General features: G+C 59.3%; 10 protein-coding genes. 5 read left to right on the top strand and 5 right to left on the bottom strand.

The genetic code is table 11. From position 1 onward, the window contains the following. Window positions 1-4: 4 nt before the first annotated feature. The gene (locus NY08_RS00240) at window positions 5-1,147 is read right to left on the bottom strand and encodes a DNA cytosine methyltransferase (protein WP_045194209.1); all 1,143 of its coding nucleotides are present in this window, start codon (window positions 1,145-1,147) and stop codon (window positions 5-7) included. Between the two features lie 138 nt (window positions 1,148-1,285). Between NY08_RS00240 and NY08_RS00235 the strand changes: the two genes are divergently transcribed. Together NY08_RS00235 and NY08_RS00230 are read left to right on the top strand one after the other, a co-directional pair. Further along, window positions 1,286-2,188, top strand: coding sequence for a ParA family protein (locus NY08_RS00235; RefSeq protein WP_045194207.1), 903 nt, complete (start codon window positions 1,286-1,288; stop codon window positions 2,186-2,188). Further along, complete coding sequence (locus NY08_RS00230; RefSeq protein ID WP_045194205.1) at window positions 2,185-2,676, top strand: hypothetical protein; 492 nt, start codon at window positions 2,185-2,187, stop codon at window positions 2,674-2,676. The genes NY08_RS00235 and NY08_RS00230 overlap by 4 nt, the downstream gene beginning before the upstream one ends. Window positions 2,677-2,683: 7 nt before the next feature. Here the strand turns inward: NY08_RS00230 and drmB are convergent, their stop codons facing one another. Genes drmB through NY08_RS25020 form a run of 3 tightly spaced genes read right to left on the bottom strand, consistent with a single transcriptional unit; the run spans window position 2,684 to window position 10,703 of the window. Continuing rightward, window positions 2,684-4,396, bottom strand: a complete 1,713-nt coding sequence (gene drmB, locus NY08_RS00225) for a DUF1998 domain-containing protein (protein ID WP_052683677.1) — start codon at window positions 4,394-4,396, stop codon at window positions 2,684-2,686. Next, complete coding sequence (locus NY08_RS00220; protein ID WP_045194202.1) at window positions 4,393-7,593, bottom strand: helicase-related protein; 3,201 nt, start codon at window positions 7,591-7,593, stop codon at window positions 4,393-4,395. The genes drmB and NY08_RS00220 overlap by 4 nt, the downstream gene beginning before the upstream one ends. Beyond that, entirely contained in the window at window positions 7,590-10,703 is a 3,114-nt protein-coding gene (locus NY08_RS25020; RefSeq protein WP_144407284.1) for a UvrD-helicase domain-containing protein, read from the bottom strand. The genes NY08_RS00220 and NY08_RS25020 overlap by 4 nt, the downstream gene beginning before the upstream one ends. 475 nt (window positions 10,704-11,178) lie before the next feature. Between NY08_RS25020 and NY08_RS00210 the strand changes: the two genes are divergently transcribed. Next, window positions 11,179-12,594, top strand: coding sequence for a hypothetical protein (locus NY08_RS00210; RefSeq protein WP_045194201.1), 1,416 nt, complete (start codon window positions 11,179-11,181; stop codon window positions 12,592-12,594). A 12-nt stretch (window positions 12,595-12,606) separates the two neighbouring features. After that, the gene (locus tag NY08_RS00205) at window positions 12,607-12,954 is read left to right on the top strand and encodes a hypothetical protein (RefSeq protein ID WP_045194200.1); all 348 of its coding nucleotides are present in this window, start codon (window positions 12,607-12,609) and stop codon (window positions 12,952-12,954) included. A 174-nt stretch (window positions 12,955-13,128) separates the two neighbouring features. On the opposite strand, the gene NY08_RS00200 is transcribed toward NY08_RS00205, so the two are convergent. Continuing rightward, window positions 13,129-13,578, bottom strand: coding sequence for an ATP-binding protein (locus tag NY08_RS00200; RefSeq protein ID WP_045194199.1), 450 nt, complete (start codon window positions 13,576-13,578; stop codon window positions 13,129-13,131). A 573-nt stretch (window positions 13,579-14,151) separates the two neighbouring features. On the opposite strand from NY08_RS00200, the gene NY08_RS00195 reads away from it, so the two are divergent. Continuing rightward, window positions 14,152-14,760 carry a PE-PGRS family protein gene (locus tag NY08_RS00195; RefSeq protein WP_144407283.1) on the top strand — a complete coding sequence of 203 codons (609 nt, stop codon included), beginning with the start codon at window positions 14,152-14,154 and terminating at the stop codon, window positions 14,758-14,760. Window positions 14,761-15,058 lie beyond the last annotated feature (298 nt).

The following is a 15,058-nucleotide window of genomic DNA, read 5'->3' as shown; positions in this document are numbered from 1 at the left end:
TTGGTCAGACGGCTGCAAGAACATCCCGGTCGAGCTGCGTGTCGTGTGAGCTAGCTGGCCTCACCAATTCGACAGGCGAAGCGTCTTCTCGACGTTTCGTCCACATGCTGCTGATCTTCGAATCGAGCTGCAACCTCGATGGCACAAGCCCGAAGGCAGCGGCCAGCGCGTGCACGGCCAGTCTGGGTGGCATTGCGTTTCCCACTTGTTGGGCCCATGCAGAATCGACCCACGGGTAATCAGCCGGAAAAGTTTGCAGTCGACCTGCCTCATGTGGCGTGAACCGGCTCTGCTCGACGCCTTGTCGATCAAGGATGCGATTGCGCGACACTTTACCCGTGACGGTTGCCGAGGGCTGATCTGAGGTTCGCCGGCCACGGGCTGTGGAGATCCCACCCGAGCCGTAATTCGATACGACCTCGAACCATCCTGACCTACTCAGCGCGGTGCCCATCGTCTCCCATGGCTCGAGGTCCGGCGGGCCGCTACCTCGATGCATTCCTGCGCTATACGACTGGTGGCTCTCTCTTGGGCGGATTGGCGTGACGGTCCGGTTTGCAACCAACACCGCTCTGCGCCGAGTCTGGGGTACACCGAATTGTTCGGTTCGTAGTACTTTGCACTCCACTCGATAACCGAAGAACTCCAGCGCAGGCTTCATCGCCTCCCACACCGGCAGCACCGTTTGTACCTGCTCCAGGACGACTGCCTCGTAGGGGTTCCCCGCGACATATGCATCTCTGACCCACCGAAGAGGCTCCAGCACAAGACCAGTTCGGACATCACCGAGATTTGCAAGCTCGCCTCGAATGTCTTCGCCGTGCACCACGCGTTCGATCAGTTCAATGACAACGCCGATCGAGTCACGGCCGGTTCCTGATCCCGCAACTGTGAAGGTCTGACATGGGGGGCCGCCGGCAAGGACGGTCGCACCCGGGAAGTTGGCGGGCCCGAGCTCACGGACGTCATTCTGGCTGGTGTCCAAACCCGCCTGCCGACGGGTGGCGCACGCATCCTCGTCCCATTCGATACCGTGGGCTTCCATGCCGAGCCACGTAGCGGCGACGTCGATGCCCCCGGGCCCAGCGAACAGATCGACGACCGAGTGCGATGACAAATCGGTGACTACGTCGCGACTGTCTTCCATGAACGCGAAGCTTACGACAAGCGGTAGTCGATGTCCTCAAGCCTGCAGCTATCCGTGTCACCGCAATCTCGTACAGTCTCATTCGACTCAGGATCACCCATACCGGACACACAACCGACGACAGGACCCACTCACCCCATGGCCAAAGCAGTTGCGACCATCAACCTCAAGGGTGGTGTCGGTAAATCCACGATGACGGCCGCGCTGGCGGAGTTCATGGCAGGCGACTTCGGAAAGCGCGTCCTTCTGATCGATCTCGACCCACAGACCAACCTGACCACAATGATGATCGGGTCCGATCAGTGGCAGGCACTGAACAATTCCGGTCGCACACTGAAAGCGCTGTTCGAGGAAGCACTCGATTCGGAAGCGGCATCATTCGACATCGAGGATGCGATTCAACGGAACGTGTCGCCGTTGGCGAATCTAGGAGGAATCGACTTACTCGCGTCATCGCTCGACATGATCGAGATATCCGAGGAGGTCGCTGCGTGGCAGTACGACGAACCGGACTCGCTGGAGCCTGTGCTCGTACTAAAGCGGGCCGTGGACAAAATTCGTGATCAGTACGACTACATCTTGATCGATTGTCCACCGAACATGGGGATTATCACCCGAAATGGGTTGATGCTGGCCGATGCCTATGTCATCCCGACCATCCCAGATGTGTTGTCAACGTACGGTATTCCGCAAATCCAGAAGCGGGTACGCATGTTCTCAGACAAGACAGGCCATAAGATCAAGGCGCTGGGCTTGATCATCACGAAGTACCGCAAAGGCACCAATCTGCACCGCGACACCATCCAGCGCCTGCAGAATGCGGTCCTCGACTACGACGCGCTACCAGCTCATGAACGTGAACTGACGGAACGGCCACCGAACGTCATTCCCGTCTACATCCCCGACGCGATCGCAATCGCCAGCGCCGCTGACTATTTCGACTGGGGCACCCTGAACAAGCGATACGGCGGCGGGCCTACTGTCGGGGCCCTGAACGAATTGACCAGCCACCTGATGACGAATGTCGAGATTTACACATGAGCAACCCAGAATCACTTGCCAATGCCCGTTCCTCCTTCGAGACATCTCTTCTCGCATTGTCTGCTCGTAACGAAAATGCCGCGACCGTCATTCTCACGCTGGCTCGCCTCGCCGCTGACGAGATGGTCCGAAACGCCGAGTTCGCTTCTGCAGCAACAGCCCTGAGTTCTTCCCGAACAGCTCCTCAAGCGCCTGCCACTATCGGCACCCCCGAACCCCCGACGGCGACCACAGCTCCAACACGACGAACCCGCACCGCCCGCACGCCTGCTGTACTCGACCCGTTCCAGATCCTGCGCAGCGACGGGCAGGACGGCCTCGCAACCCAACTCGGCAGACTCGACCTCGAGCAGCTCCGCGACATCATCCACCAGTACGGAATGGACCCGGACAGGAGAGCGATGAAGTGGAAGACAATCAGTAAGGTTCGAGAACGCATCGTCGAACGCGCGCTCTCGACCAGCTCGCGAGACAATGCCTTCCGTTGAACGAAGCCTAGATCGACATGAGCGCGTCACTGAACAGGCCTTTGTCTTCATGGCCACCCTCCGGCGTCCCGAACAGCAATGCCCGGTCCAAATAGCGGTTGCCCAGTTCACACGACGTTTCTGGAAGCAGTACGCACGCGTGACATGCAGCCAGGTTGAGCGCGTCCGTTCCCGAGCCATGCGACTCGATGCACACGGGATCGGCCGAGCACCAGGACAATCTCGCCAATCCTTCAGCCAGAGCCGGGCCCAACCGCTCGGTTTCGGCCTGCGATGCAACTCCGCCAAGGCTGCCCGCCGAGTCGGAACTCGCCGTGTAAATAAGAACGCCCGCCATCTCCCCGTCATCGATGTACAGCCGTTCGCGAAGCGACGCTGCGGGATAGCCTGCAGCGAGCGATAATTGATCGATCAGGACGTGTGCGAACGTGTGAAGCGCGACGCGAATCACCCCAGTCAGGTCTCGCTCGTCTGGGCGGGACAGACCCGGGCCGGCGGCCCGCTCCAGCAGACTCCACCTCTCGGCCGCAAACTTCTCTTGGGCCCACTCTTCGAGGACATCACGGTGAAACGCCAGAAAGACGCCTTCGCCGATCACCTCGATCGCGGGCAGCCAGTGGGTCTTCTCCGGTGACAGAGCGCACAGATTGTCCTCGGTGTTGTCGTCGTCGAGTCGAGTAAATCCATAGAGTGCCCGCACCTCGCGAAGCCTGGTAACTTTGCGCACGTCCGAGATTAGGTGCTCGAAATCGACCGGTACATCACGCTCCAGGCAAACGAAATCGTCGTCGAGACCTTCTTGTTCACGGCCTTCTCGCAATGCCAAGTACTCCTGCCGTCGCAAGGCCTCTTCGGTCAGAAGATCATCCAGCGCTTCGCCACGGCGGCGCTCCAGCTCGTTCTCGATCTGCTGTACAGAAAATCTGCGAGAGTGCTTTGCCAAGTTTCGTAGAAGCGCCGGGGTCACGGCTTCTGGGTCTCCGAGCGACACCCAATGACGATCGACGAACTTGGCAAGCGCAGCAGAGTACGGAGGTATCGAGATGGCCGACCTCACCGCAGGTAGCCAGACGTTCGATGCTCCTCGCTGCAGCGTCCGCGGGGTTTCGTCACATGCCTGTGCACTGTCAGGGCCTAGCCACGGTCGCCGTCCGGCGCACCTACCGAACTCGGCGAGTGCTTTCGGGCCTGCAGAACCATCGAGACTTCGAGGCTGCACCCCGCAAGTACACGTCAATTCCAAGTCAGCGAGAGAAGATGTGCGCCCCTGCGCCCTCAGGTGCATCGTGTGATTCGATCCGACATCCTGCCCCTGGTGTAGCCAACGGTAATAGGGGAATTCATCGATGTGCCCTCGTGCGCATGCCACGATCAGACGAAAAGGACTCAGCTCTGTCCGCTTCTCGCAGCTACACCGGCTGACTTCCCTGTCGTTCGAAAGCCTGCCGATCGAGTCGATACGGCGGCAGGACGGACACACTTGGGTGACAGGGAATCTGATGACGGGGATGTCGCGCTTCCGCTTGGACCCAGCCGGAGGTGCCTTCAGTTCGGAGACACCCAGGCTCCGTGCGAGCCTTGGTTCGCTGATCGTGTCCGCATCACGAGGCTTCCACTGGTGGATACCGGCAATCATGTAACTCGTTGTGTCGGAGGGAAACAGACTACCCACGCCGTACGTGCTCATGAGCTGCGTGCGCCGAGCTTTCGCAACACTCATGATTCACTCCTCATTCGGATCGAGTAGAGCGCACTTTCTGCGTCGACATCTCTCAGGCTCATCAGCGTGGGCCAGGGAGTTTCGGTTTGTGTGTACTCGATGTCTTGGTCTGTCAGCGCGGACGAAGGCTCGACGAGGAGGGTGTCCGACGAATCTTTGCGGTTCTCATATCTCATCGAATCCCGCGAACTTGCCTCTGCAATCCAGACTTTCAACATCTCTTCGAGTTGCTCGACAGTGTCCGCTGTCTCCTCACCATCTGTCGTCGACTCAACCCGCTTTTCGATCAGCGCAATCAGTTGTCGGAGTTCGGCTTTATGGCTCGGTGCCGCGTGAGCCCCGAGGTCTCCAGACATCGAGTCGACCATGAGACGTGCGAGCGCGACGAAAACGCCGTGAAGCCCGCGATCCCGAGCCCTAGCAGCGAACGGCGTCGCGCTCGTCGCTTCGACGGCCCTGTACAAAGCCTGGTGAAAAGGAACGAAGTTCTCGAAGTGTGACCGATCACGCGAACGTGCCGAATTGAAAATCGTGACCACCAGACCTGGAAATCTCCGGCCAACCCTACTTGTCGCCTGGATGTACTCGGAGCTCGATTGCGGCTGACCCATCACAGCCATCAGCCCTAGACGATCGATGTCAACACCTACCGAGATCATATTCGTTGCGAGCACGACGTCGTCTGCATTACCGGACTCGAACGTCCGCTCGAGACTCTTGAGCCGCCGAGGGATATCTGCAGATGAGACACGACTTGTCAACTCGCCTGCCGATTGAAGGCGTCGTGCATCAGTACCCGTTCGCCGTGCGACGACTCCGAGTCGCTCGCGCACGTCACCCTCCACCTGGAGCAACGCACTTCCGAGAACGCGCAAACTATTGAAGTAACCAAGTAGCGTCCAGTAGGGATCGCGGATCTCGGGTCGGCCTTCGATGTCTCGAGCAGCCTGTAGTAGCGCTCCGTAGGTTCGAACGAGCAGGGTTGCGTGGCTTGTTGCGGGGCTCATCACTCCTACGTACATACGTGTTCCCGCAACGTCGCGTGGCGCCGGTTCGGCGAAAAACGACTGGTCGGGATCGATTCCTGGCGGCGGAAATTGGCGCGATTGCCGGTCGAAGACCTGTTTGATCTGCTCGTTCGCTCGTCGAATCGTGGCAGTCGAAGCAATGATCTTCGGACGCGACAAAACGTTGCCTTCGGCATCGGTTGTGGAGCACGCGACATCGACCGCGGTCTCGTACAGGCCAACCATCGACCCCAGTGGACCCGAAATCAAGTGCAATTCGTCTTGGATGATGAGATCGGGAGCGCTGCCAACTCCGTCCCGAGCAAACAGTTTCCCCACCTCGGCACGCCACGCCATCATGGCAAACTTGTCCACGGTGCCCAGGATCAACTCGGGTCGGTACTCGTAAATATCCTGATCGACCAAGTAGACCGGCAGACCAGATGCAAAGTCGCACGTTTGGTTGCCACACGCGATGACCAGTTTGGGCGACGGACTGGAGACCACCTTGTACTTGGAGTCGTCGAGCGCTTTCCCACACCAGGGGCATTGGGTCAGCTGCACTGGATTTGCTTCAGTGATTTCGGTACCCGACCGCAAAGCGCGTAGCGACTTCTTCGCATCTTCCAGGGTGTTCGGTGTTCCCCCACGCCCTACCCACAGGCCGATCGAGAACGGTCTCGACCCTAACCCATTGTCTGCAGTTCGGATCTGCTCGAGCGCACACATCAGCATGGTCGCGCGCTCGAACTGCTGAATCGTCAACAGGCGGAGCGTATATCGCATGATGACAGCTACACCGATAGCGGCGTTGTCACGAATTCGGCGCAGCAGCACAATAAATGCAACAAGTCCCAAATATGCTTCGGTCTTGCCACCACCGGTCGGGAACCACAGAAGGTCTGCGACATCCCGTTCTGGATGGCTCCGATCCGCCACACTCGGAAGGTTCAAGAGAATGAAGGCGATCTGAAACGGGTACCAAGACTGCTCTTCACCGCCGTCGGCAGACCCGGTGGCACCGTTACGGACCCATACCTGCCGAGCACGCTGTGCTTGCATCGCGGAATTGGCCAACCGGAACGCGCGCAGTACGTCCGGGTCCCTCTGCAGCAGTTCGACTCCGGCCTGAATACGCCCAGCCGCTTCGCGGGCATTTTCGATGTGCTCGGCCGCCGTCGGCTTAAGCGATTCAGGCACATCGGTTTCTCCGGCGGCAAGAGATGCCTCCAGTGTGAAAATCCACTCGCGATATGCGGTAACCAATCTGCCCAGAGTGCCGACGAGTGTGTCGGTCGCTGCGCTGGCGAGAAACGACATCCGCAGATCTACGTCGGAACCCACTTGCCCTGGCCTCGCCCGCGAAACTTCCTGTGCGGGCAGCAGAGTTGTCCCAATTCTGTCGGTGATCGGGGCTGAGACTCCGTACCACGTGACGGCACAACCGTGACCGATGCCGAAGTTTCGTGCATTGCGGTAGATCAATTGTGCGGATCGTAGATCGTATTCGGCTCCGAGTCGGTTGGGCATGCTCCGGTCGACTATCGCATCAACATCCGTCGACACAACCAGTTCGACCTGAAACCATGCCCTGGCGTCCTTGAGTTCATTCTTTTCTGCAGTCTGTACGTTGCGGGCAACCGCTGAAACCGTGACTTTGCCATCCCGCGGGCTACGAGTGAGGACGTACAGTTCGAGACCTGGTGCCACACTGAGTTTCACGGCACCCGTGGTAGCCAATGAATGCGTCACTCGATCTGGGCTTACCAACTTCCTGCTCCATGTCGCAGGCCTAGTACGGCCACGGCGGCGAGGCGACGAATCATCCGGTTCAACCAACGCCGCCGAAGGGTCGTATCGTGCTGCCGAAATGTCGAAGTGAACTTCGTGTACCAGAGTCGAGTCGACGGTGAAGGTCAGACCCATCGATGAGGGGTAGCGCATGAGTGACTGTGCGACGGGTGAGTCGCTCGCACCGTCAACGGTATCGGGCTCCGCGCTGTCGGGCTCGGGCTCCTCCTGCAGTGCATCATCCAGGGGCCAGAGCACACCCACTACATATCGGTCGAGTGGAGCCTCTTCGAGAACTTCTTCGTTGCCGCCTGCGGGCCCGAGCAGATCGCGTCGAAGGTCCTCGACCATCTCGCTTCGGAACCCGTACATCTCATTGAGGTCAGTTGTGCCAGTCATCGATTCTTACCGTCCCATTTCGTCTTCCAATCAGGCCGAATCAAGCCTGCGAGTCTGGGCACAAGCCAGATTCCGGACTCGCCGAGCCCTGCTTCTTCACTGATTTCGGGCGACCCCACGACCGACTCGATCGACATCACTGTTGCGCCATTGATGATCGTCGGCCATCGTGCGCCACCGATGGTGAAGATGCGCCTCATCTCACGCCCGAACTGCTCGGTGGTACGGGCAAGAGCAGTCCCCGATGGCCCTTTTACGAGGTAGATCGGTGCGTCACGGTGGGTCCAGTCCAAGTCCAGTTCGAGGGTAACCGTTTTTCCAGACATAGACCCACCTGCAAGGACTGACTGCACACTCGCTGCATTACCGTCGATGTCGAAGGGTTCGTCTACATCAATGTCTTCGACCCGAATTTCGATTGCACGCGGCCCCATTTTGCCAGCCGCCATAAAGCCCTGCTCGGTCCATCGCCCACTTTTGCCGGAGCTCTGGTCCCTCATCATCCGCCCCTTCGTCTTCTTGGGGGTGCATCGGACAATTTCATGGCGCGCACGGCTTAGAGCAACATAGTCGCGGCGAGCAATTGCGAGGTCATCGTCGTCGGGTTCGTATTTCGTGTCGTATAAAAAGACTCTGTCAAACTCGAGCCCCTTCGCGCGATGAATAGTGGAGACGACAACGTCCTCGGTTGTATCGGCGAGCAGGGCAGTCGGTATGCCGTATCCCCCGATCACCTTCCGAATGCGCGAAACGTCGAGATCGTTCGGGAACCGTGCTCGCCCTTCGGACTCTTTCAGCAAATTCCATGCGTCGGTCGGGTCGGCCACTGAGGTGTTACGGAGCGCAGCGATAACATCCTCACGTCGATTGAGGTTCCTGGGCAACTGCTGGACCAGCTCGGCGACCCATGCGCGGGCACCGTGCTCCTGAGCTTCTCGCCTCAACGTGTGGCGTACGTTGATCGACGTGAGTTGCTGAGACACCCGCAAAGCGTCTCCATTGGTCTTCGTGAGTACAGCGGTACTCTTGCCCGCGCGGTAGACATCACCGAGCCAAGTATCCGAATCCACTGGATCCAATCCTGAGATGAACTTCTCTACCTCCGCACGAGCTGCAGCCGGCTCTTCGATCGTCCTCAAACGTGGCCCTAGCTGTACAACAGCCAGGGGAATATCTCCGCGCGCACGAAAATTTCGTTGAAGACCGGTCGCCTCCACGTCATCCAGTCGGCTCAATTCGTGGATCACGTCCAACCGCTGAACCCGTTCTTCCGGAGTCAACTGGAAGTCGTACAACGCTTGATTCGGATCGCCGAGTGCGGTGAAGCCGACATCGCCGCCCAATCTGTCGATCAGAGCCAACGCTAGCCGTGCTCGCTGACCCACCAGATCCTGAACCTCATCCAGGACGACGTGCTGGATGTCGTCCAGCATGGGCAGTTCGATATCGCCGTCGGTCAGTAGCTGCACTGCACGCGCGATTCGATTCTCGAAGTTCCCCTTTGGCTCTTCGTCGGCGTCGATAATGACCCTGTTGGCGAAGGAGTCGAACGTGCGAATTTCCGCTTGTGCCAGCACCCGCGTCTGAAGTCGACTACGAACAGCGGATACCGCAGCCCTCGAGAAGCTCAGGACAAGCACCTCAGTTGACAGCGACATGTCGCACGCGCGTGCCAGATGGTCGAGTCGCGCTGCGACAACTTCGGTTTTGCCTTGCCCAGCGCCGGCTATGACCACAAGTCGGTCTTCTGGTTCCGCCTCGGCGATACGACGTTGAAGGTGATCGAGCTCGAATGCAGTCGCACCCAGATCTACCTCTAAAGAGAGGGTTCCGGGTTCGCTCGTCGAAACTGGAGTAAGCGTTGCCAGTTCAGCGGCTGCGCGGCGCCGGTCACGGAACCGCGTTAACGCGTCAACGGGGTGACTTCTGGCCCTGAACCGATCGCGGAACTTCGGCATAACTTGCGAACCAATTTCGGCTTCTGGTGAAGCTGTGGGTTGATCAACGGGCGCTGGGGATTCAGATATACCTTCCAGGCGCGCCAGCAGGCTCGTCAAGCGTTGTTCGACCACGCTCGCCCATCGCCCGGCGACCGCGTCGGACAGGCCCGACGTTGCAGACTCAGAAAGATCGGGCCATGGACGTAGTGCATCGACGACAGCGTTCTGCAGCCGCCGCACGTCTGCTTGATAGTGGGTTGCAACCGGTTCGGCCACCACCAAGGCAGGGCTCATCGTCAGGGTCCACGAGGTGCTCGGACCCCACCGCCGGTCTATGGCACTCGCAATGGTCGGCCGTATGTCGGACAAGACCCGGTCACGGACGCGAGTTCCGATGGGCAGATCATTTTGTTCGACACCGCTAGGACGAACCTGCAGCGGCTCGTGGTCACCAGCAGTTATACCGGTCGACCCGAACTCGAAGAACAGAGCATCGGCCGCGTCGACGTGTAGTGCGATCGCCGGTACCTGTGTATCCGTGAACTCGTCGTCCTGGTTCAGGTCACCGGTTGGGCGAGTCCCCGCTGTCCTGGTCAATTTTGCTGCCCGGAATGCTATGTGCGCATCCACGGCGAACTCTGGGACGCGCAGACGCCAGGCCGCGAGCACCGTGTCGAGGTCACCCGGCGTTGACACCGACCGTTCGAGTTCGTCCAACGCATCGTAGAGCTCGGCTCCCTCTTGGATTCGACGCTGCGAACGAGCCCATGACCTCCATGTGCGTCGGTAGTCGCCGAAGAGAGCGTCGAGGTCGAGCCCGTACTCACGGCGATAGAAGCTTGCGTACGTATGGACTTCGCTGAGATCGACAACCAGGACGTCAGGCGACCAATCCGCGAGCTCTGAGTCGTCGATGAGTTCATCCAGAGGCCAGGGCAAGCGAGGAGGAACCTCGGTTTCTCGGACGTCGCCGCGAAACACCAGCAATCCATCTGACGTAGCCGTTACTGAGGCCGCCAACTCGCCCACCGAGTCCGTCAGAGACGTCACAAACGACGCCACACCACCGTTATGGACAGCTGCACGCCTCACTCGGTCGTCAAGTGCCCGTGCTTCGACCAGAACAGTTCGTAGCGATGCAACAGCCTGCACTTCCACAACCGAACGCAATGACGCTCCTTTCAGTCTCGAACAACCTATCCCGTGGACAGACTGCCCGGCCCGTTTACGTCCCCGTGCGTGTCAACAAACCGCGTCGGAGTCACCGGAAAGACGCGGCTGCAGATGCGGGTCGAGCGCACAGTCACAGCAGGCTCAGAGAGCCGGCCGTTAGCGATCGACGCTTTGCGACGAAAATTGATTAGACCTGCCACCAAGCAACAGGCGGATCGTTCACGACGTCATAGCGTTGAAAACTGCTATGCGAGGCCGGAAGCCCGAAGGCTGCCGCCATCTGGCAAAGAGGTTTTAGCATTGGTTTCAAGTTCATTCAGTTGAATGAACTCAGGCTCGCTTCCGCTGGTTTCCCCATTGATGACCAGGCTGGATAGTGCGCGAAACCGAGAGGCCGGACTAGGGCCTTGAAACCCGACGGTAGCCTCTCACTTGGCCAGTTGCGCCGCACTCTCCGTTCGAAGGGCTATTCGTGAAGCTGATCTACTTGCACGGCGTCGGCGACGGAGATATCAGCCAGGGATGGTTCAAAGCGCTGAACAAGAGCCTGGCCGAAGAGGGCATGCCAACAATCGACTCCAGCGATGTGATCGCGCCCAAGTACAGCGACCTCCTCTCGTCGATGGACTCGGAAGAATCCATCCCCAAGGTGACTGTAAACGGTGAGAAATCCGATCGATCCGTCGAGCGCGCTCAGTTCGTCAGCCGGCAAATCGAAGCCGCTCGGGCTGTTGGGGCAGACCCCTCCGTTCGGAGTCTCGGATTCCCACTTCCGGATTTCGACGCGCCGGATGCGGCGCTAGGAGCCATTGCGAAGGCGGTTCCAGGCTGGCTATTTGCGGACGAGATCAAGCAGATTCAAGCCTATGTGCATCGGAGGGGTCTACGCGGCGCGGTGTTGACGCGCGTGCTGGAAGCCATTCCCAAGCGAGGCGAGATAGTAATCGTCGGTCATAGCCTGGGAAGCGTCGTGACCGTCGATGTCCTGTCTCGGTTGCCGAGGCATGTGTCGGTTCGACGTGTCGTTACGATCGGGAGCCCAGCCAATTCGGGCTTGTTCGCAGTGTCTCGGGACGAACTCATCGGCAACTTTCCCTACGCCACAACCAACTCGTGGCTAAACTTTTTCAGTGGGCAGGACCCAGTCACGCGAGGCCGCGGACTTGCGTCTGTCTTTTCTGATGTGCAGGACTTTCGCGTCGATATTGGCGTCATCGGTCACGGCTCGACCGCATACCTCCGCCGCAAACCCGTCGCCCGGGCCGTAGGCAACGCATTCCACCAATCCGCCTTGACTCCCCGCCGTACTACCAAAGTGACAACCGCGCTCACCGATGACACGGCAGCGTTGATTCTCGAACTCCACTTTCGGTACGCGGTCCGCGAAGCGATCAGCGATCAGAAGCTCAAGGCTCGATTCACCGAGGCGACGCGGATCAAGCGTCAGGATCTGGTTGCTCAAATCCGGGAAGCGGACGCTGCGGGAGTTCCCATACCACGAGAGCTACACCAGCTCACCGAGGGCACGACACCGCAGGTACCAAATTACTGGAGCACCACCAGCATTATCGAACAACTGACGATCTTGGCGTTCAGCGACCTGACCACACCTTTCGAGATCGATATCGCAGACTGCGGGTTCAAAGCCTTACCGATTATCGCTGAGCAGATCGGTTTGACCCGCACCTTCGGTGAGACCCTGGCCGACGCAATCCGAACCTTCAACGGGAGGATGACGAAACTGGCCAAGCCCGGGACGAACTGGCAGAAATGGGCGATCGCCGGTGCCGGCGTGGCAGTCATTGCGATTGCGCCGATCGGTCTCATAGCGCTCGCGCCCGCTGGGGTCGCGGGTGCTGCCGCAATGACCGGTGGGCTGGCGGCTTAGGGGCCCGGTGGAATGGCCGGCGGAATCGCTACAATTGGCGGAATCGCTGGAACCGGTGCCGCAATAACGACCGCGGCAACCGTCTCCGGGCGTCGGAATACCCAGCGCCTCAGCTCCGAAGAATTACTGCTCGCTGTCGCCGTCGCGTACGCCCAAAAGGTTCTCGGTCATGACTTCGACGAAGATTTGTGGGACAAAGCATCGACCGCCGAAACTGAGCTCGCCGCTCAAATCAACTCAGTCGAGGGAATCAGCGACCCCAAGGCACCCTCAGTGACCGCGATGATCGCTGAGAGAGACACAACCCAGAACTTACGAAAGTTCATGGAAGCAAATAATCTTGCACCCGTTGATATTTGACGGATCGCACAGAATCGAAAATTCGCAACTTGCGAGAACCATGGTCCACAGCGAAGCCGCGCCAGCAGCTTTCGGGTCTCGACCTAGTTGAACGAGAACACCCCAGCATGTGGTTCGGTGAAATGTGGCTTTGGCGGCCTTTAAACCTTGATTGGGCAAAATACGAGAGAGTATTTATCGTCCTTGGCCGCAGGTGCGCTGGCGCTTGCAAAGCTGGGATGGTTTCTCAAGGGCTTGAGTCTTCCATTGGTAGCTCTCGCCGGTCACCGCGAATTCGAGGGCATCGGCAAAGCTCGACTTGCCCGACCCATTGCGTCCACTGACGACAGTGATGCCGGGGGCAGGGCGCAGTTCGCGCGTTGCCTTCGGGCCGATACCGCGGAAGCCCGCCACACCGATGGACGTCAGGAACGCACGTACCGGCTCCTCGACAGTCCTGTCGGCCGAGGACTCCGGAACGTGCGGGGTCGAGATGCCGTCGAGCAGCTCTTGTAGTGCCGTCGGCCCTTCCAGGGCTGCGAGCACGAAGTACTTGGCCTCGTCGGAGAGGTCGTTGTCCGCGTCGATGGCTTCGATCACCACGTCGACGAGTGGCCTGTCGACTGCATTGTCGGCAACGGGCACCGGCACTCCCCTGTTCGTTCTGATGGCTAATCAGACCCCACAGGTTCATATGGGTCCGACAGTTCGCGGAGAATCGGACACCGAGCGGCTCGAACTTCGAACAGGTTCGCTCTTGCATCGCAATAGCGAAGCCGGGTTCCCTCTGCCACGAACGCGCCTTCGCGCATTGTGGAGGAACCCAGGGACCGAGGACGCGGCCGAATACGCCTACTGTCTATTCAACTTGTGAACAGATGAGGAGCGACCGCGTTGAACGCTGGAGGTCTGGACGTCGAGCTACGGCTGGCGGCGATCGCAGAGACTGCACCGGAGCCGATACAGGAACATTGGGTAGAAGTACATGGCAAACGTTACCCACCTAAGCAGGTCTACCAGCTGTTCAGCGGAAGACCTCGTGCCACTTTCACGTCCCATCGTGCACTGTCGCATCTCAAAGCGCTCGGACTCGAAACCAGTGTCTACATAGCGAAGTCAAAGGCAGCGTCACGAGATGCTGGCATTGACGTTTCGCCGGAAACCGGCGACGAATCAGCCGAGTCGTTCGCCAAGTTGGCGGCGTTCTTGAGTAGCAACATGCTGACCAGTCACCTTGCACGCGCAGAATCCGCGCTCGCGGGTGCGGATGCGGCTGCAACCGCAGGCGTCATCGCCGATTTCGACTTCAGCGAGGACCTACTAGATGCCGCACTGTCCGTGCGGAGACACGTGGGTCGACTGTCCGACGTCATCCACGCGGCCACCATCACGCGGTGCCTGCCGCTCATCTTGGAGGAAGGCGAAATCATCACGGCGCGTCCGTCTCTCGGGGCAGGCAACGACCCAACCAGACCGTACGACCTGGAGACCGACAGGCGCATCGCCGAGTTCAAGGTCGCGCAGTGGAAGGGCGGCGACACGATGCGTAAACGAGGAGTCTTCGCTGACCTGGTGCACCTTGCTCTGGACGACTCGACCCGCAAGGCCCAGATGTTCGTGGTAGGCAATCGACCAGCGAAATTTCTGAGAACATCGACAACCACCGCGCAATGGGCCTTGGCGAGATCGTCTCCACATCTGCGCACTCGGTTCGACGCAGCGTTTGGCACGGATGTCATGACAGTTGCGGAGTTCACGAACGGACCGGGAAAAGCAATCGAAATCGTCGACCTGAGCGACCTGCTGTCAGCGCTCGCCGAGCAGTGAATGCACCGGTTCACGTACCTTGTCGGACTATGTCGACAACTGCTGAGGCAATGCTCCGTACGCCTGCAGCGCCGCGAGCTCGGTTGTGCATCGACGGATCATGCACGGCTACTAGCAAGACTGCGGTTCCTCGGGTACTGCTGCTCGGGTAAAGATAGGCGACTCGCGATCCAGGATGTTCCGCAAGGCCTCGGAATACTGCAGTTCACGATGCACTGACCCCGGTGCCGGAGTCTTGCTGAACAAGCGGGCTCCGGGAAACCTGGACATGAACCTTTCCGACCCGCGAAAACTACCC

Source organism: Rhodococcus sp. B7740 (genome assembly GCF_000954115.1).
GTDB lineage: Bacteria > Actinomycetota > Actinomycetes > Mycobacteriales > Mycobacteriaceae > Rhodococcoides.
The sequence above is the reverse complement of the archived record's forward strand: the minus strand, read 5'-3'. Positions and strand labels throughout refer to the sequence as shown.